General features: G+C 38.9%; 18 protein-coding genes and 1 pseudogene. 10 read left to right on the forward strand and 9 right to left on the reverse strand.

Annotation, left to right across the window (positions count from 1 at the left end; genetic code table 11):
- Positions 1-75 precede the first annotated feature (75 nt).
- The 6 genes from trxA (at position 76) to ACZZZC_RS08035 (ending at position 6,144) form a co-directional block, all read left to right on the forward strand.
- The gene (trxA, locus tag ACZZZC_RS08010; RefSeq protein ID WP_056851389.1) at positions 76-396 is read left to right on the forward strand and encodes a thioredoxin; all 321 of its coding nucleotides are present in this window, start codon (positions 76-78) and stop codon (positions 394-396) included.
- Positions 397-547: 151 nt separating this feature from the next.
- The gene (locus ACZZZC_RS08015; RefSeq protein ID WP_463486898.1) at positions 548-1,756 is read left to right on the forward strand and encodes a PQQ-dependent sugar dehydrogenase; all 1,209 of its coding nucleotides are present in this window, start codon (positions 548-550) and stop codon (positions 1,754-1,756) included.
- Between the two features lie 384 nt (positions 1,757-2,140).
- A complete protein-coding gene (locus ACZZZC_RS08020; RefSeq protein WP_463485593.1) occupies positions 2,141-3,058 on the forward strand; it encodes a DUF58 domain-containing protein in 918 nt (305 codons plus the stop codon).
- A gap of 72 nt (positions 3,059-3,130) precedes the next feature.
- A complete protein-coding gene (locus ACZZZC_RS08025; protein ID WP_463485594.1) occupies positions 3,131-3,604 on the forward strand; it encodes a redoxin domain-containing protein in 474 nt (157 codons plus the stop codon).
- Positions 3,597-4,115 (forward strand): DsbA family protein, encoded by a 519-nt coding sequence (locus ACZZZC_RS08030; protein WP_463485595.1) that lies wholly within the window; start codon positions 3,597-3,599, stop codon positions 4,113-4,115. The genes ACZZZC_RS08025 and ACZZZC_RS08030 overlap by 8 nt, the downstream gene beginning before the upstream one ends.
- A gap of 292 nt (positions 4,116-4,407) precedes the next feature.
- Positions 4,408-6,144 carry a thiamine pyrophosphate-dependent enzyme gene (locus tag ACZZZC_RS08035; protein WP_463485596.1) on the forward strand — a complete coding sequence of 579 codons (1,737 nt, stop codon included), beginning with the start codon at positions 4,408-4,410 and terminating at the stop codon, positions 6,142-6,144.
- A gap of 40 nt (positions 6,145-6,184) precedes the next feature.
- Here the strand turns inward: ACZZZC_RS08035 and ACZZZC_RS08040 are convergent, their stop codons facing one another.
- The 3 genes from ACZZZC_RS08040 to ACZZZC_RS08050 form a co-directional block, all read right to left on the reverse strand.
- On the reverse strand, positions 6,185-6,646 hold the full coding sequence (locus tag ACZZZC_RS08040) for a hypothetical protein (protein WP_463485597.1): 462 nt from the start codon (positions 6,644-6,646) through the stop codon (positions 6,185-6,187).
- Positions 6,647-6,787: 141 nt separating this feature from the next.
- On the reverse strand, positions 6,788-7,918 hold the full coding sequence (gene hppD, locus ACZZZC_RS08045) for a 4-hydroxyphenylpyruvate dioxygenase (protein ID WP_463485598.1): 1,131 nt from the start codon (positions 7,916-7,918) through the stop codon (positions 6,788-6,790).
- 169 nt (positions 7,919-8,087) lie between these two features.
- Complete coding sequence (locus tag ACZZZC_RS08050) at positions 8,088-9,254, reverse strand: homogentisate 1,2-dioxygenase (RefSeq protein ID WP_463486899.1); 1,167 nt, start codon at positions 9,252-9,254, stop codon at positions 8,088-8,090.
- A 267-nt stretch (positions 9,255-9,521) separates the two neighbouring features.
- On the opposite strand from ACZZZC_RS08050, the gene ACZZZC_RS08055 reads away from it, so the two are divergent.
- The 4 genes from ACZZZC_RS08055 to ACZZZC_RS08070 all read left to right on the forward strand — a co-directional run bounded on the left by ACZZZC_RS08055 (position 9,522) and on the right by ACZZZC_RS08070 (position 13,066).
- Positions 9,522-9,977: a hypothetical protein gene (locus ACZZZC_RS08055; protein WP_463485600.1), complete on the forward strand. Its 456-nt coding sequence runs from the start codon at positions 9,522-9,524 to the stop codon at positions 9,975-9,977.
- A gap of 64 nt (positions 9,978-10,041) precedes the next feature.
- Entirely contained in the window at positions 10,042-11,037 is a 996-nt protein-coding gene (locus tag ACZZZC_RS08060) for a fumarylacetoacetate hydrolase family protein (RefSeq protein ID WP_463485601.1), read from the forward strand.
- A gap of 508 nt (positions 11,038-11,545) precedes the next feature.
- Positions 11,546-12,433, forward strand: coding sequence for a flavin reductase family protein (locus ACZZZC_RS08065; RefSeq protein ID WP_463485602.1), 888 nt, complete (start codon positions 11,546-11,548; stop codon positions 12,431-12,433).
- 24 nt (positions 12,434-12,457) lie between these two features.
- The gene (locus tag ACZZZC_RS08070; protein ID WP_463485603.1) at positions 12,458-13,066 is read left to right on the forward strand and encodes a YdeI/OmpD-associated family protein; all 609 of its coding nucleotides are present in this window, start codon (positions 12,458-12,460) and stop codon (positions 13,064-13,066) included.
- Positions 13,067-13,068: 2 nt separating this feature from the next.
- Here ACZZZC_RS08070 and ACZZZC_RS08075 read toward each other — a convergent pair whose 3' ends face one another.
- From ACZZZC_RS08075 to ACZZZC_RS08100, 6 genes and pseudogenes are all read right to left on the reverse strand, one after another.
- On the reverse strand, positions 13,069-13,614 hold the full coding sequence (locus ACZZZC_RS08075) for a C40 family peptidase (protein WP_463485604.1): 546 nt from the start codon (positions 13,612-13,614) through the stop codon (positions 13,069-13,071).
- 117 nt (positions 13,615-13,731) lie between these two features.
- Complete coding sequence (locus tag ACZZZC_RS08080) at positions 13,732-14,094, reverse strand: DUF4870 domain-containing protein (RefSeq protein ID WP_463485605.1); 363 nt, start codon at positions 14,092-14,094, stop codon at positions 13,732-13,734.
- A 115-nt stretch (positions 14,095-14,209) separates the two neighbouring features.
- Positions 14,210-14,911 carry an SDR family oxidoreductase gene (locus ACZZZC_RS08085; protein ID WP_463486900.1) on the reverse strand — a complete coding sequence of 234 codons (702 nt, stop codon included), beginning with the start codon at positions 14,909-14,911 and terminating at the stop codon, positions 14,210-14,212.
- A 43-nt stretch (positions 14,912-14,954) separates the two neighbouring features.
- Positions 14,955-15,287: pseudogene (locus tag ACZZZC_RS08090) on the reverse strand (type II toxin-antitoxin system VapC family toxin); the annotation flags it as partial.
- Positions 15,288-15,303: 16 nt separating this feature from the next.
- Complete coding sequence (locus ACZZZC_RS08095) at positions 15,304-15,471, reverse strand: hypothetical protein (protein WP_157255777.1); 168 nt, start codon at positions 15,469-15,471, stop codon at positions 15,304-15,306.
- 58 nt (positions 15,472-15,529) lie between these two features.
- Positions 15,530-17,308, reverse strand: a complete 1,779-nt coding sequence (locus ACZZZC_RS08100) for an aromatic amino acid hydroxylase (RefSeq protein WP_463485608.1) — start codon at positions 17,306-17,308, stop codon at positions 15,530-15,532.
- Positions 17,309-17,336 lie beyond the last annotated feature (28 nt).

Raw genomic sequence — 17,336 nt, forward strand, 5'->3', positions numbered from 1 at the left:
ACAATGTCAAATTGACATTACACTATAGTTGGCATTACAATTGAATACCTATATTTGAACATAAAAAAAATAATTATGGCATTAGAAATCACAGATGCAAACTTCGAGGAGCTTGTATTAAAATCAGATAAACCCGTATTAGTAGATTTTTGGGCAGAATGGTGTGGCCCTTGTCGCATGGTTGGTCCTGTAGTAGAAGAAATTGCGAAAGAATACGATGGTAAAGCAGTTGTTGGAAAAGTGAACGTTGATAATAACCCTCAAATTTCGACACAATTCGGTATCCGCAATATTCCAGCTTTATTATACTTTAAAGACGGTCAGGTTGTTGACAAACAAGTTGGTGCAGTTCCAAAATCAGTATTAGCTGAAAAATTAAACAAGCAATTGGCTTAAGAAAAAAGCTGAAGTTTTAAGCTAGGACAATTATCAGTCTGAGCATTTAGCTTAAGCTTGTAACATATTTAAAACCCGGGTTCTTTAAAAGGATACGGGTTTTTTTATGAAGAAATATTTTCGTTTCTTTAAATTAAAAATCCATATCCCCATGAAATTAATTAACAACAAGGTATTAGGTATATTCATCGCTGCAGTAGCTGTAAATTGTTTTAGCGTTACAGATGTAGCTGCCCAAAGTCCTGTAGAATCCGGCAAACCAACTGCCGATTATAAACCAGCTTTCACTGGTCAAACCCGTATTGCTGGCATAAAAACTTCCACTCCGTTAGAAATATCGATCATCAACGGTAAGCTTGAAAATCCATGGGCAATTTCGGTTTTACCCAATGGCGGATTTCTGATTACGCAAAAGCAAGGAACCATGGTGGTGCTTACTGCTGATGGAAAATCAAGCAAGAAAATCACAGGCCTGCCAAAGGTAGATGCCTCTGGTCAGGGTGGTTTGTTGGATGTCACGCTTGATCCTAATTTCGCAAAAAATAGAATGGTCTATTTTGCGTATTCAGAACCACAAACTACAGGGGTTGTGCTTGCAATAGCAAAAGGAAAACTGTCTGCTGATGAGACGAAGATTGAAAATCAAAAAGTAATTTATCGTGCCACACCGGCCCATACGGGTAAATTGCAGTACGGGTCGAGAATTGTTTTCGATAAAAACGGAGATATGTTTGTGAGCACCGGAGAACGTTCGGATAGAGAAATAAGAATTCAGGCACAACATTTAAACTCTTCTTTGGGCAAAATTCTTCATTTAACAACAGAAGGTAAAGCTGTACCTAATGGACCTTTTGCTGGAAAAGCAGATGCACGGCCTGAAATTTATGCTTATGGCTTGCGTAATCCAGATGGTTTGGCCATTAATCCACAAACTGGCGATTTATGGGAAGCGGAATTCGGTCCACGTGGTGGCGATGAGCTAAACTTAATTAAACCCGGCAAAAATTACGGCTGGCCAATTATCACCTATGGTATTGAATATAGTGGAAAGGCAGTTGGAGAAGGCATTCAACAAAAGGAGGGTATGGAGCAACCGGTTTACTATTGGAACCCTGTAATTTCTCCAGGCTCGATTGCTTTTTACAATAGCAGCATAATACCCGAGTGGAAAGGGAATTTGTTTGTCGGCGGATTAAGTGGCTCACATATTATTCGGTTAGTAATCAAAGAAAACAAGGTTGTTGGCGAGGAGCATTTATTGGAAGGTAAAGGCGAGCGCTTTAGAGATCTGGTAGAAAAGGATGGAGTACTTTACGCAGTGACTGATAATGGCAACTTATATAAGATAGCCAAAAAGTAGATAATTTCGGCTGGTGGAGACACCAGCCGATAGATAGGCTTGCAATCATCGTACTAATGGTTGGTGTCCTCACCAACCATCTCTTGAGGGCTCGGCTGGTGGAGACACCAGCCGATAGAATGTAGTTGGTTAGTAGTTGAGTACATCAAAAGATAGACAAATAGGCCTGCAATCCTCGCCTTAATAGTTGGTGTCCTCACCAACCATCTTTTGAGGTTTCGGCAGGTGAAAACACCATCCGATAGCGGAAATCCTTCCATCTAAACCTCGTGTCAACCAAAACCGTTTTCAAAAAAATCTCATCTCTGCTGTTTCTGAAATATTATGTCGTTATGAATGCTAAAAACCTATTTTAATTCATAAATCTTTTATTAGCTTTACGATATGCAGACGGTAAAGTATGAAAATGAAACCAGTTTTGGCAATCTGGAATTATTAGCAAAGCAAGTAGTTGAAGGCTTTATCACCGGGCTGCATAAAAGTCCTTTTCATGGATTTTCGGTGGAGTTTGCTGAACATCGCCAATACAATAATGGCGATAACGTAAAAAATATCGACTGGAAGCTCTACGCTAAAACTGATAAGCTTTATAGCAAGCGCTTTGAAGAGGAAACCAATTTACGCTGCCAGTTTGTAATTGATGTTTCCTCTTCGATGTATTTTCCGGAACCGAAAAAAAATAAGCTTACCTTCGCCATCGAGGCCAGTGCTTCACTCATGTATTTGTTAAAAAGGCAGCGTGATGCCTTTGGTTTAAGCCTTTTTGCTGACGAGGTATTGCTGAATTCTCCGGCAAAATCTACAACCGCCCATCAAAAATTTTTGTTTGCTCAGCTGGAAGATCTCTTGGAGAACCCAAAGTTGAATGCCCATACAAACTTAAGTGGCGCTTTACACCAGGTGGCAGAATTGATTCACAAACGGTCTCTCGTAATTATTTTCAGTGACTTGTTTAGTACTCAAATCAACAACCAAGCAACCGACGATTTTTTTGATGCTTTACAGCATTTGAAATTTAATAAACACGAAGTTGTGGTATTCAACGTGGTTGATAAAGCAAAAGAAGTGGACTTTGATTTTGAAAACCGCCCATATCAGTTTGTGGATATGGAAACAGGAGCCACTATTAAAGTTCATGCGAACCAGGTGAAAGAAAATTACAAAGCTTCAGTCTCTGCTTATAGACAAGAGCTTGCTTTGAAATGCGCTCAAAACAAAATTGACTTGGTAGATGCAGATATCAACGATGGATTTTATCCGATTCTGCAGGCTTACCTCATCAAACGGCAGAAGCTCGGTTAGCAATTACCTCAACTAAAAACAACATCTACTTACTCGTGTTGGTTATATATTTGAATTCTTAAACCCCATAACATGTTAGAAAAAGGAACCAAGGCACCAGATTTTGAATTGAATGCCACTCCCGATCAAAAAATTAAGTTAAAAGATTTTTTAGGTAAAAATGTGATCTTGGCATTTTACCCGGCAGACTGGAGTCCGGTTTGCAGCGACCAGATGGCGCTTTACAATGAAATGCTGAAGTATTTTAGTAAACACGATGCTCAAATTTTTGGAATTTCTGTGGATAGTGTTTGGTGCCACCTGGCTTTTGAAAAGGACCGAAATCTGCATTTCCCGCTCCTGGCAGATTTTGAGCCAAAAGGAGCCGTATCTAAGGTTTATGGCGTATATGATGAAAAGGTTGGAGAAAGTAAGCGGGCACTTTTTGTTATTGATAAAGAGGGAAAAATTGCCTGGAGCTATTTATCGCCTACGGCAGTAAACCCAGGGGCTGATGGAATTTTGGATGCATTAGAAGCATTAGATAAAAATAGAAACTATGAGTAAGCTAAAACCGGAAGTTACGGAGAAAGATCATGCACAGGGAAAACAAGATGCACCAATTACCATTGTAGAATATGGCGATTATCAATGTCCTTACTGTGGGGATGCTTATCCAATTGTAAAAGAAATTGAAGAAACTTTTGGGGATCAGATCAACTTCGTATTTAGGAATTTTCCACTACAGGAAGCACATCCATTCGCTTTTCCAGCTGCAATAGCTGCTGAAGCAGCAGCCTTGCAAGGTAAGTTTTGGGAGATGCATGATGCACTTTACGAAAACCAATATCGTTTGGATGAAGATTTATTTGATGAATTAGCAGAAACGATTGGTTTGGATATTGAAAAATTTCAAGCGGATAGTACCAATGCTGATGTGAAACAAAAGGTAGAAGATGATTTTGAGAGCGGCGTGAGAAGTGGCGTAAATGGTACGCCTTCATTTTATGTTAACGGAAACAAGTTTGATGGCGCAGCTACTGATTTATATCAGATGCTTAAAGAAAGTACAGAATAAAAAAACCTCATGTGTTTTGCAACACATGAGGTATCAGATAAGGGTAACCGGAAAACTAAAAAACTAATTATGAGTTTTTAGAATTTAACAAAACAGAAATCGCTTCGTATTTTGTTATTCAAAGGTGCATTTCATTTATGAAGTTTTAGTGAAGAAGATAATCTCGGTCGGATTCCCAGTCTGTAAACAGTCAGATTCGATTATTTCTTTTTCTGGCTGCAAACAATTGTAAGCAAGAGAATATTTATAACCTGTCATCATCATAGTGATGTTGATCATAATCTAAAATTGTATGGCCAAAAATGTTGCTGAGCAACTTGTAGAAATGCTTGTTGAAGCTGGTGTGAAAAGGGTTTATGCCGTTACTGGCGATAGTCTGAATTATTTCAATGATGCAGTAAGGCGAAATGGTAAAATTAAATGGATTCATGTCCGGAATGAAGAAGCGGGTGCTTTTGCAGCAGCAGCTGAAGCTGAGCTAGACGGAATAGCATGTTGCGCAGGAAGTTGCGGTCCGGGGCATGTTCACTTAATAAATGGCCTTTACGATGCGCACCGATCTCATGTGCCGGTGATTGCCATTGCATCTACTATTCCTACCGGCGAATTTGGAACTGAATTTTTTCAGGAAACCAACACCATAAAACTTTTTGACGATTGTAGTTACTATAATCAGTTGGCTACCACTGCCGAACAAGCTCCACGTATGTTTCAAACGGCTATTCAAACCGCTATCCATAAAAAAGGCGTTTCGGTTTTTGGCTTACCCGGTGATGTGGCCGAAATGGATGCCGTGGAAAGTGTTACTGCGATGCAAATATTCCGCAACAAGCCTGTCATTCGTCCTTCAGATGAAGAATTAGCTGCATTGGCTGAGCTGCTGAACGAGGAAAAGAAAGTGATGATTTATTGCGGTATTGGTGCATCAGAGGCGCATGATGAAGTGGTAGAACTGGCTTCAAAGTTAAAAGCACCAATTGGCTTTTCATTCAGGGGGAAAATGGGTATTCAATATGATAACCCATATTCGGTAGGGATGACTGGTCTTTTAGGGCAACCCTCTGGTTATCATGCCATGCATGAGGCAGATTTGGTGCTTCTATTGGGAACCGATTTTCCTTACGTGAACTTCATGCCGGTGAAGAACAAAATAATTCAGATAGATGAAAGACCAGAACGACTTGGAAGAAGAGCGAAATTAACCATGGGTTTGTGTGGCGATGTAGCTGATTCTTTGAAAGCACTTCTTCCGCTATTGAAGGATAAAACAGATGATAAATTTTTGAAAGCCCAACTTGAATTTTACGAAAAGGTAAAGGAAAACCAACAGGTTTATGTAAAGGATCAAGGCGAGGAAAATAAAATTCAACCTGAATTTGTGGCTGAAACCATAAATCGTTTGGCTGCTCATGATGCGATTTTTACGGTTGATACCGGAATGTGTTGCGTGTGGGGAGCCCGGTTTATTGATGGTACAGGTAAACGCAAAATGTTAGGCTCGTTTAACCACGGTTCTATGGCTAATGCAATGCCTATGGCAATTGGCGCTGCTCTTGCACATCCGGAACAGCCAGTAATTGCCTTATGCGGAGATGGCGGTTTATCAATGTTACTTGGTGATTTGGCTACGATTAAACAGTACAACCTTCCTATAAAATTGGTTGTTTTTAATAACAGGGCACTTGGAATGGTGAAACTTGAAATGGAAGTTGATGGCTTGCCAGATAATGAAACCGATATGATTAACCCTGACTTTGCACTAGTAGCACAAGCCATGGGTTTCAAAGGTATAACAGTTTCAAAGCCTGATGAAGTAGAAACCGCTATTGCTAACGCATTAACCGAAAGCGGACCGGTGCTGCTAAATATTATGACAAATCCTAATGCGCTGGCCATGCCGCCAAAAATAGAGTGGGCGCAAATAAAAGGAATGACAGAATCGATGGCGAAGTTAATGCTGGGTGGAAAAATGACGGAGGTTTTCGATACCATCAAATCCAATTATAAACACTTCGGCGAAGTGCTTTAAATGAAAACAAAAAGCCAGGTCATCTGGCTTTTTGTTTAAGTTATTTTTTTGAATACAGGTTTTGTAGGTGTAACAGAGAGGCAATCAGTTTGTCCTCATTTCCAGCCAAACAATAGTATTTAATTCCATTTTTATCGTTCTCTGGTTCGCCATCTCTTTTCTCGAAAATTGGATAGATCGTTTTCAACGTTGTGTTGTTAGTTGACGGATGAACCTTAAAGCCTTTCCAATCGCTGATCATCGTCATACCGTCTTTTTTAATTGATTCATTTTCGCTCTCGAGTTTGATTATAAAGTGACCGCTTTTGCCGTCATCATCAACTTTAAAAGCATTTTCTGTAATTTTCAACTGAGTAATCTGCCCTTTAATTAAGATACTGTCAGTACCGCCAATAGCACTAGCTAATAGTTGATTGATGGTTTGAATGGTTTCAGATTTGTTTTGTGAAAATCCTTTGAATGTGATCATCAAAAGGATCAGCAAGGTTAATTTTGTTCTCATAATTATTTGGTTTTTTTGTGTGTACCTAAAACTAATCAAATAATTTGAAAAAGCAAATACCTATAAATCAGTAAGTAACGAAGCAATCTCAGTTTAAAGAGATTGCTTCGTATCTCGCAACGACGGTTTCTTTTGCAAAACCTACAAATTTCCCCTTAACTCTTGTTCACGTTCTAAAGATTCGAATAATGCTTTGAAATTTCCTGCACCGAAACTTTGAGCACCCTTACGTTGGATAATTTCGAAAAATAGTGTCGGGCGATCTTCTACCGGTTTGGTAAAAATCTGGAGTAAATAGCCTTCTTCATCACAATCAACTAAAATCCCTAAACTTTCCAGCAACGAAATTTCTTCATCAATTTTGCCTACCCGTTGTGGCATCATATCATAATAAGCTTCAGGTGGCGCACTCAAAAATTCAACTCCACGAGATTTAAGTTCTCTCACTGTGTGAACAATGTCTTTCGTAGCTACTGCAATATGTTGTACGCCTTCACCTTCATAGTATTCTAAGTACTCCTCAATTTGCGATTTCTTTTTACCTTCTGCGGGCTCATTAATAGGGAATTTTGAGAAACCATTACCATTACTCATTACCTTGCTCATCAAAGCTGAATATTCCGTATTGATTTGTTTGTCATCAAAAGACAGGATATTTACAAAGCCCATTACGTCTTCGTACCACTGTACTGCTTCATTCATCCTGTTCCAACCTACATTGCCCACACAATGATCGATGTATAAAAGCCCGGCATCTGCAGGTTTATAGTCACTTTCCCAAACCCGATAACCTGGCATAAAAGTGCCAGAATAGTTTTTTCTTTCGATAAACATGTGCACCGTTTCTCCATAGGTGTAAATACCGCTCATTTTAACCTCACCATTTTCATCAGTTAATGTTTTAGGTTCCATGTAGGGTTTTGCGCCGCGTTTCGTCGTTTCTTCGAATGCACTATAAGCATCATCAACCCAAAGGGCAAGCACTTTAACGCCGTCGCCATGTTTTTTAACATGTTCTGCAATTGGATGGTCAGATTTCAAGGCCGTGGTTAGGATTAACCTGATTTTTCCCTGTTGTAAAACATAAGAGGCTCTATCGCGAACACCAGTTTCCGGACCGGCATAAGCCAAGCTTTGGAAGCCAAAAGCGGTTTTGTAATAATGAGCAGCTTGTTTTGCATTGCCCACGTAAAATTCTATATAATCTGTTCCATTAATAGGCAGAAAATCCTGTGCCTTAGCTATTTTCTCTGCGAATGTTAGTGTTTCCATATTTTTTTTGATAGTCCGGAATCCGATTTAGATATCCGAGGATTTAAATTTTTACTAAGTCCGAAGTCGGGCGGCCGAGATCGGATGATTTTATTTTGATAAGCCTAAAGTCGATTTTAATTGCTGTGTAACTACGCTCTATAGCATTGGACTTCCTTATCCCAACCACCTATTCTATATTAATCTGCCAGCTTTTGTGGTAATTTTCATCTTCTATATCAATTGCATCTTGCGTAAGCATCAGCGGTTTGAAAGGATCAATCATTACGGCTAGCTCATCTGTTTTTTCTTTTCCAATGGATTTTTCCACTGTTCCTGGATGCGGACCATGTGGAATACCGCCGGGATGGAGCGTAATTTGTCCTTTAACCACGCTTTTTCGACTCATAAAATCGCCATCGACATAATAAAGCACTTCATCGCTGTCTACATTGCTGTGGTTATAAGGTGCCGGGATAGAATCTGGATGGTAGTCGTATTTTCGTGGAACGAAAGAGCAAATCACAAAATTATGCCCTTCAAATGTTTGATGTACCGGAGGCGGTTGATGCAGACGGCCAGTTATCGGCTCGAAATCGTGGATCGAGAATGCGTAAGGATAATGATATCCATCCCAGCCTACATAGTCAAAAGGATGTGTACCGTAAGTGTAAGGGTAGATTAAGCCTTGTTTTTTAATGAGTACCTTGAAATCGCCGTATTCATCATGCGTTTGCAAATTCTCAGGTAACCTTAAATCTCTTTCACAGTATGGCGAATGCTCCATTAACTGTCCATACTGGTTTAAGTATCGTTTTGGAGGCCTGATCGGACTAAAACTTTCAACAATGAACAATCTATTTACCTCATTGTCAAATTCCATTTGATAAATTGTTCCCCTTGGAATGATCAGATAATCTCCGTAAGCAAATTTAATTTCCCCGAAACCCGTTTTCAGTTTACCCGAACCCTCATGAATGAAGATCATTTCATCAGCCTGGCTGTTTTTATAGAAATAATCAGTCATTGATTTTTTCGGAGCGGCCAATACGATATGTAAATCGCTATTCACCAAAACGGGTTTTCTGCTTTTTAAAAAATCATCTTCAGGCTTGATATTGAAACCGATTAGGCTGGTATGTTTGAGGTGCTTTTCACGAGCAATTTTTGGTTCCACGCTGTAAGGTTCACCTAAATGTTTCACAATGGTAGGCGGATGGCAGTGGTAAACCAACGAATATAAACTCGAAAAACCTTCGGTAGAAACCAGTTCTTCGGCGTATAAATTTCCATCGGGCTTACGGAAAACCGTATGACGTTTTGCTGGTATCTGCCCCAATTTATGATAAACAAGCATAATGATATAAGTTAGGTTAGAAATAAGATCTAAAAGAATAAACAATCAAAACGCAGCGGCGTTTCAATTTATAGGGAAAGGTGATGAGAATTACAGAGAATATTGAGCCATGATTAATTTAGATAGCATTTTATAGCGACGGGCAGCAATGGCGTCGTTCACTAAATTGATATGTAATGCTTTTAAAATCATGGTTTTGATGATGCTAAAGTAATGATTTTATTTTTAAGATGAAATTTCTTTATCTTTAATTCTAACCAAAATTCGATGAAAATATTCTTAACGCTCCTCATCTGCTTCCTGACTTGCTTCACCGTATCGGCTCAAAAAAAATGGAAATATAAAATTAAGGTTGTTGAGCACTCTGGCAAGCGATACCGTGGTTTTTTCTATTCCGCAGAAAATAAACAACTTATTTTGGTGAAAAATAATGGTGATACCAGCATACTGAAAGCGGAAAATATTGACAAGCTATTTATTCACAGGCGTGGAGTAGTGGCGCCATTTGCAATTGCAGGCGCCCTTGTTTTTCTTGCCCTCTCGGTAGAAAGCTCAAATGTACTGGAATCGGTAGTTTTGATCATAGTTGGTATTCCTGTTGGCGTTTCATTGGGTCTGTTAACAGGTGAACTTTTTGCGAACAAACGATATTATAAAAGGTTGGAGGAGAAAGATTTTCCATTAATTAAAAAAGATTTGCAAAAATATACTGAACTTAAATAGTGCAGGCATTTTTCTTTTCCTGTCGTAAATTATTAGCTTTACCACGTACTTTAACCAAATTTATATGAAATTAGTAAGTTATAAAACTGAAGATAGAGAGCACCTTGGCCTGTTTATAGATGGCCACATCTATAATTTAAACAGTTGTGATAAGCTGCTTCCTGATACAATGAATGAATTTTTGCAAGGCGGAGAAGTACTGATGGAACGGGCAAAAAAAATTGATTTACAAATTAATGATGGATCGTTATTGGCGAAAGAGGAAATCTTTTATGAAATTTTGGCTCCGGTTCCTCACCCAACCAGTTGTAGAGATGGTTATGCTTTTAGGCAACATGTTGCAGCAGCACGAAGAAACCGCAAAGTTGATATGATTCCTCAATTTGATGAGTATCCTATATTTTATTTTACAAACCATAATGCTATTCAAGGTACGGGAGAAATTGAGTGTATGCCAGATCACTTCGATAAACTCGATTTCGAACTTGAGCTGGCAATTGTGATTGGTAAAAAAGGTAGAAATATTAAAGCAGCAGAGGCTGATGATTACATCGCTGGGTATATGGTGATGAATGACATGAGTGCCCGCACCCTACAAATGGAAGAAATGCTGCTCAATCTTGGTCCGGCGAAAGGGAAAGACTTTTCTACGGTGATTGGACCGTGGTTGGTTACGCCAGATGAAATTGAAAAATATAAAGTACCAGCAAAGGAAGGCCATGTGGGGAATGCTTACGATTTGAAAATGACTTGTCGTGTAAACGGTATTGAGGTATCTCAGGGAAATGCTGCGGATATGGATTGGACTTTTGCCGAGATCATTGAGCGTTGTGCTTATGGGGTCGACATTCTGCCAGGCGACGTAATTGGGTCGGGAACGGTGGGTACGGGCTGCTTTCTCGAGCTGAACGGAACCGGTTTATTAAATGATCCGAATTATAAAACACAATGGTTGCAACCCGGCGATGTGGTAGAAATGGAAATCACAGGTTTAGGTGCGCTAACCAATAACATTACAAAAGCAGATACCGATTTTTCGATCTTGGCTTTGAAGAAATAAAACAATTTGAAAAGCAGGGTTCACCTCATTTCTGTTGCTGCAGCCCTGCCATTCTTGCCCGTCCGGCAGGCGGGCGCTTTACTCAATTGTAGTTCGTTTTCGCTGTTGTTAGGTTTGATTTACTTAAGTTTACCTTAAACAATAAAACAACAGTGGCGAAACTTTTTTTGATGCAGTAACGTAGAATGTCCCTGTCATGCTCGGGGTTAAATTTATTTCATAAAAACCAATATAAGTGGTGTTAAGAACGGTCGTCATTGCCTGCCTGCGGAAGGCAGGCGAGGTACGAAGCAATCTCATTCTTGGTAGCGTGCTATCAAATGAGATTGCTTCTCCCGATAAAATCGGGATCGCAATGACGAAGGCATGATTAATAAAGATGTATAATATAGTGGGGCTAATTTTATAAATAGCGTTTTCCTTGATTTTCAACTTTCCAACATTAAAAACATTCCAACTTTCACGCTTTCCAATGTTAAAACATTTCACCAACTAAAACATTCCAACTTTGTTAACCCTAAAAACTGAAGATTTAAGTGCTGTTCAATTGCAGGATTATCTGCAATATGCTATTGCACCTCGTCCAATTTGCTTTGCCTCGACTATTGATGCTGACGGAAATATTAATTTAAGTCCCTTTAGCTTTTTCAATATGTTTAGCACAAAGCCGCCCATTTGTATCTTTTCGCCAGCAAGAAGGGTTCGCGATAATACCACAAAACACACATTGGAGAACGTATTACAGGTAAAAGAATGCGTTATTAATATTGTAAATTACGATATGGTACAGCAAATGAGTTTAGCCAGTACCGAATATGCAAAAGGCGTGAATGAGTTTGAAAAAGCAGGATTTACAATGCTAGCATCTGATTTAGTTACTCCACCAAGGGTTTCAGAAGCACCAGTTCAGTTTGAATGTGTGGTTAATCAGGTAATCCCTTTAGGCGATAACCATGGTGCTGGTAATTTAATACTCGCTGAAATAAAGTTAATCCACATCAATGAAGATATTTTGGATAACAGTGGGAAAATCGATCAAAAGAAAATTGATTTGGTAGCCCGCTTGGGTGGCGATTGGTACTGCCGGGTTACTGAAAACAATTTGTTTAAAGTGGCCAAACCTTTGGCTAAGCTCGGAATAGGGGTGGATGCTTTGCCTAAAGCAGTTCGTTTATCTAAAGTGTTAACCGGGAATGATTTGGGGATGTTAGGGAATGTTGAAGTGCTGCCAGATGAGCAGGAAGTTGACTTGGTAAGCTCGCATCCTGAGGTGAAGGAAATTTTGGATGCCACAATAGGTGATGCTACCAATAGGGAGCGAGAGCTGCACGAACTCGCCAAAACCTTCCTTGAGAGCGGGGAGGTAACACTTGCTTTAAAAGTCGTTTTACTTTAAATTTAATTTCTAAAACCCAACATCATGCACACCATTGTTCAGGTTGATCAGTACATTATAAATTCTGCTGAATTCGCCATTCCAATTTTGGATCATTTGAGAAATCTAGTTCACAAAGCAGATGCCCGGATAGAAGAAAAGATGAAATGGAGCATGCCATTTTTTGAGCTCAAGGGTCCGGTTTGCCATATGGCTTCATTCAAAAATCATTGTGCTTTTGGTTTTTGGAAAGGCTCATTAATGACAGACGAGCTCAATCTTTTTAAAGATCGAACGAACGCTATGGGTGCACTCGGGAAAATCAGGACGTTTGCAGATTTACCACCAGACGAAGTGCTGATGGCTTATATTCAACAGGCAATACAGCTTAATGAAGCAGGTATTAAACTTCCGCCGAAACCAAAAAGTGCTGAAAAGCCGCCGTTAATTGTGCCTCAGTTTCTTGTTGATGCTTTACAGAACGATCCGGTTGCGTTACGTGTTTTTCAGAATTTTAGCGAATCAAATAAAAGAGAGTATGTGATTTGGCTAGAAGAGGCAAAAACTGAAGCTACTAAACAAAAGCGTTTAGAAACCGCTTTGGAATGGCTTGGCGAAGGAAAGCCGAGAATGTGGAAGTACCTAAAGAAATAACGCTATAAAATACTTACAATCTTCATGAAGCGGTTTCTGTAATGTCCGTTAAGCTCGGTGATGGTTACGCTATGAGCCTTGCCTGAAGAGGCGTGAATAAACTTTATTCCGTTTTCATCGATAGAATAAACGATGCCTACATGACCGATACGTCTTACCTTTGAATTACTGCCTGTAAAAATTAAAACATCACCAACTTTTGCATTTTCCAGGTTAGTTTCTTTACCTGCGCCACTAAATTCACGTGATGAACGCGGCACCTTAAAACCAAAATTGCTAAAAACATAACTTACAAAACCAGAACAATCAAAACCTAATTTCGGATTGCTTGTAGCATAACGGTAGCGAATACCTAACATGCTTTTAGCAAAATCGATAAGTGTTTCAGACTTTGTTTCTTGATTACCTGATGGAGCCTTAGCTTCTTTTGGTAGATTAGCAACCAGTTTTTTAACCATTTCCTGGTATTGTGCTGGTATGATGGTTTGAGCTTTTCCTGCGGTTGCAGACAAAATGAAAAACAGAATTGGAATGATTAATTTCTTCATATGTTGGAGCCAAAGATAGAAAAATAATCTAAGGGAGCTCAAAATGTGGAAAACCAGTTAAAACAAAAGAAGCCCAAGTTTACTTGAGCTTCTTTTGTTTTTATAATAAACATCGATTTAAATGCTTGAAAACACTTCTTGAGCTTTATTTCCAAATATAGGTAAAGGTTTCTGTTCTTGATTGCTGGCACTTATTGCACCTAAAATCATTAATATAAGATAACCGACATATACTACCCAGCTTACGTATACCAAAATAATAGTTGGGATAATCATAATTATAATAGAAAGCGCAATGTTAAGGACAATCATACTCAAGTGAAGAAGAAGTGATTGACGTAAATGATATGTAGATAAGGCTGTTTTATTTTCCTTATACATGCCAAAATAGGAAATTAACCATCCTATTAGTGTGATGTAACTAACAATTGCGGCAGTTTTGCCATTATCAGGTGTTCCGAAGTTTTTGTTTGTTTCCATTAATTTAGATTTAGTTTTAAGTATAATTTATTACAGGACTTATGATTACATTTAATTTAGGAAAAGTAATCAAATCTTTTAAACAAAAAGATAAATTACCATTATAAAATTGTTATTAGGGTGTAGTTACCGCAACTGGCAATACTTTTCCATTAAAAAATTTGTGCCCGGTTTTAGCGAAATCAGCAATATATTTACCCATCTCAAAGGCCATAACCGGACTTTGATATCCCGGAAACGCTGCCTCCAGCATTTCAGTTTGAGCAGAGCCTAAGGCCAAACAGTTTACTTTAATTCCGGTTTCAGCCAATTCAAAAGCCAGGCATTCCGTCAGTGTGTGCAAAGCCGATTTACTGGCAGAATATGCTGCCAATCCAGGAAATTTAACACTGCCCTGAAAACCGCCCATACTGCCAATGTTTACAATGTGTCCGCCAGTTTGCATCAGTTGTAGAATTTGTTGGGTCATCCTGAAATGAGAGATCACATTGCTTTGGAGCATTTCAGCAAGATCTGCTTCTGTAGTTTGTAAAAAAGGTTTATTAATTAACGCACCGGCATTGTTAATCAAAATATCTACATGCCCCAATCGCTCTTTCAAAAATGGAATAAGCGCTGCATAATCGTCATTTACGATGTCAAACTCTACAGGTAATAATGTACAATCAGGGTTAATTCCCTTCGCAATTTCTAGTAGCTTCCGCAATTTATCTGCAGTACGGGCTATGGCAACAATTTTGTTTTCTTTTTGTAAACTGAATTCTAAAGCTGTTTCGAAACCAATTCCGCTGCTTGCCCCGGTAATTATGATATTCATTTTATTCTTTTGATTGATATCAGCTTGAAAGTGCTGTTGTTTGCTAAATTAAAATTAGTTCGATATCAACTATCGACTTAAAACCTTTATCGGAGGTAACTAGTGGGATTTGCAAAAATTTTGAAGTGGCAGCGATTATCGCATCGGGAGTTTTTACTCGATATTGCTGACGAATTGAGATCGCAATATTTTTTATTTCAGAATTCAATTCAATTATTACACAATCTTCTAATAAAGATTTTAGTCCTAATCTCTCGTTCTCCTTAAGCAAATGCCAGCCTAATAATTCAATTTCAGATATTACTGAAACGATTGCAGTTCCATCTAGAAAGGGTTCGGTTTTTTCTAAACCCTCGTGAACATTAATGAGAAAGTTTGTATCAGCAACAAAACTAAATGAACTCGTTTCTTATTTTTTGTTGATAATCAACGCCATCAAGTCCACGCTGAAGTTTGCCGAAGTGCTTACGTAAGCTTTTTTTTGCAGCTCCTTCCGAAACTTTTTTTATTGCTTCTTGTACTTTTTCTTTAGTAACGGGTTGCTGAATTTCAATTATCATAATCAAATTTAATCAATTAAAATCAATTTTTGGCAGGCTTAAATTATTTGCATTTCGACTATTCCGCAACTAACTGGCTCACCGGATATTTAATCACATGCAAACCATCATTAATCAATTTCCGATGATCGGCTTCTCTGGCTGCCTTAAGCTCAAGGTAAATCAAAACGTCCCTTTCCAATTGATGGTAGATTTTCTTATGGTAAACAAGTTCTAGAATTTCCAAGACACAAAGCCAGTCTTGCCTGTGGTTGGTTCTAAGTTGATCAAATATATCAGGTAGCTGCGCTAAGTGATCACCGCTTTCCCTAATCTCCCGAACGCTTTTATATAGTTGATGAAGTTTTAAGGTCTTATCATCGTAAGCGATTTGCTGAGTTTTCTCCAAGCTAACCAAGGTAATTTCTTCGAAAGCATCTTTATCTGCAGCTCCATTAAATACAGATGCAATTTTATCGCCAACGGCCATGTCGTAAACTCCCCATTCGGGTTTAAATAAAATGTTTCCATTGCCTTCGGTAACGGTACATTCCTCAAAGGTGATTAATATTGTTTTGTCTGCTCTTTTTAAAATATTATTCACCTTGCCCGCTACAGTAATGCCACTTTCAAAGGTCAAATTGGTGTTATTGCCGAGGTAAAGCCCAGCCATTTCCATTTCTTCATCACTATAATTTTCGAGGGCCCTTAGCGAAGTTTTGAGTCTTCCAACGGGAGAGGAAAACCCATCTTTGTGATAATCTTTGCCGTGATTTTGCAGCTGCTTTCCTGCGAAAGCCAATGCCGAAACGCCGGTTGTTTTAATAAATGTTACTTCATCATCAGCGTTTAGGCCAATATCAGTAAATACGCCGCTGACCTGCAAACCCGAGCTATACACTGCGGTAGCAACGTTCTTGCAAGCAATAGCTTTCATCACACTTTCTGCACCTCCAACTCTAAAGGCCATGGTATTTGCAAAGGTTTCTAAAACATCAATTAAATTCTGGAAAGTTTCTGTCACAAATAATTGCGGCTGTGGCTTAGTAATGTCGTAAGCATAATTAATGGTATCCATGTTATACCAAATTTTTTCAACATCTCTTTGCATGCAACTCGCACTTTCACCGATGGAAGAAAGTAATCCGGCACCATAAATTTTTGGGTTCTCCAAAGTTCCGATTAAGCCATATTCCACTGTCCACCAATGCAGCCGACCCAGCAAAGCCATTTCAGATGGTTCGCCCATATTCTCATTAATGTACCGAAGTTCTTTTTCTGCTTTGGCGATTTCACTTTCGTTGGCATCAACAGCTTCCTTCAAAATAGAGAGCTTTCTAATCGCTTCATAAAGTTCAAAATCTTTGGCAGAGAACATCGCTTTTGCGCCAATAGAACCGAAGTAACTGAGGTAATTGTTATAGTCAGTATCTGCAATGATCGGCGCATGCCCAGCGCTTTCGTGAATAATATCTGGAGCAGGCGTATATTCAATGTGGTTAATTTGCCTGATATCAGCGGCAATAACCAAAACCCGGTAAGCCTGATATTCCATAAAGGCTGCAGGCGGAATAAAACCATCAACAGTAACGGCACCCCAACCAATCTTACCCAAATTGTCATTCATGGTTTGCAAATCAGGAATATGTTCTATACTCAAACCCGCTCTTTGTAAACCCTTTATGTATGGATAATAAGCCACGTTTTTTAGGTAGCTATAATTTTGTCGCATCACATACCGCCAAACCGCCTGATCTATAGGCGTATATTTCTCGTAGTTTTGGTCAACAATAAACTGTTTTAAATGCTTGGGTAGTTTGGCTACCTGGGCATTATTAAAGTCATTAAAATGGCTCATGGTTTATGAAAATAAGTTGGTCGGGAGC

Source organism: Pedobacter sp. AC212, assembly GCF_979258625.1.

Excerpts from the sequence above, each read along its gene's own strand:
- trxA (WP_056851389.1), top strand. The coding sequence starts at position 76 with ATGGCATTAGAAATCACAGATGCAAACTTCGAGGAGCTTGTATTAAAA.
- ACZZZC_RS08015 (WP_463486898.1), top strand. The coding sequence starts at position 548 with ATGAAATTAATTAACAACAAGGTATTAGGTATATTCATCGCTGCAGTA.
- ACZZZC_RS08020 (WP_463485593.1), top strand. The coding sequence starts at position 2,141 with ATGCAGACGGTAAAGTATGAAAATGAAACCAGTTTTGGCAATCTGGAA.
- ACZZZC_RS08025 (WP_463485594.1), top strand. The coding sequence starts at position 3,131 with ATGTTAGAAAAAGGAACCAAGGCACCAGATTTTGAATTGAATGCCACT.
- ACZZZC_RS08030 (WP_463485595.1), top strand. The coding sequence starts at position 3,597 with ATGAGTAAGCTAAAACCGGAAGTTACGGAGAAAGATCATGCACAGGGA.
- ACZZZC_RS08035 (WP_463485596.1), top strand. The coding sequence starts at position 4,408 with ATGGCCAAAAATGTTGCTGAGCAACTTGTAGAAATGCTTGTTGAAGCT.
- ACZZZC_RS08040 (WP_463485597.1), bottom strand. The coding sequence starts at position 6,646 with ATGAGAACAAAATTAACCTTGCTGATCCTTTTGATGATCACATTCAAA.
- hppD (WP_463485598.1), bottom strand. The coding sequence starts at position 7,918 with ATGGAAACACTAACATTCGCAGAGAAAATAGCTAAGGCACAGGATTTT.
- ACZZZC_RS08050 (WP_463486899.1), bottom strand. The coding sequence starts at position 9,254 with ATGCTTGTTTATCATAAATTGGGGCAGATACCAGCAAAACGTCATACG.
- ACZZZC_RS08055 (WP_463485600.1), top strand. The coding sequence starts at position 9,522 with ATGAAAATATTCTTAACGCTCCTCATCTGCTTCCTGACTTGCTTCACC.
- ACZZZC_RS08060 (WP_463485601.1), top strand. The coding sequence starts at position 10,042 with ATGAAATTAGTAAGTTATAAAACTGAAGATAGAGAGCACCTTGGCCTG.
- ACZZZC_RS08070 (WP_463485603.1), top strand. The coding sequence starts at position 12,458 with ATGCACACCATTGTTCAGGTTGATCAGTACATTATAAATTCTGCTGAA.
- ACZZZC_RS08075 (WP_463485604.1), bottom strand. The coding sequence starts at position 13,614 with ATGAAGAAATTAATCATTCCAATTCTGTTTTTCATTTTGTCTGCAACC.
- ACZZZC_RS08080 (WP_463485605.1), bottom strand. The coding sequence starts at position 14,094 with ATGGAAACAAACAAAAACTTCGGAACACCTGATAATGGCAAAACTGCC.
- ACZZZC_RS08085 (WP_463486900.1), bottom strand. The coding sequence starts at position 14,911 with ATGAATATCATAATTACCGGGGCAAGCAGCGGAATTGGTTTCGAAACA.
- ACZZZC_RS08095 (WP_157255777.1), bottom strand. The coding sequence starts at position 15,471 with ATGATAATTGAAATTCAGCAACCCGTTACTAAAGAAAAAGTACAAGAA.
- ACZZZC_RS08100 (WP_463485608.1), bottom strand. The coding sequence starts at position 17,308 with ATGAGCCATTTTAATGACTTTAATAATGCCCAGGTAGCCAAACTACCC.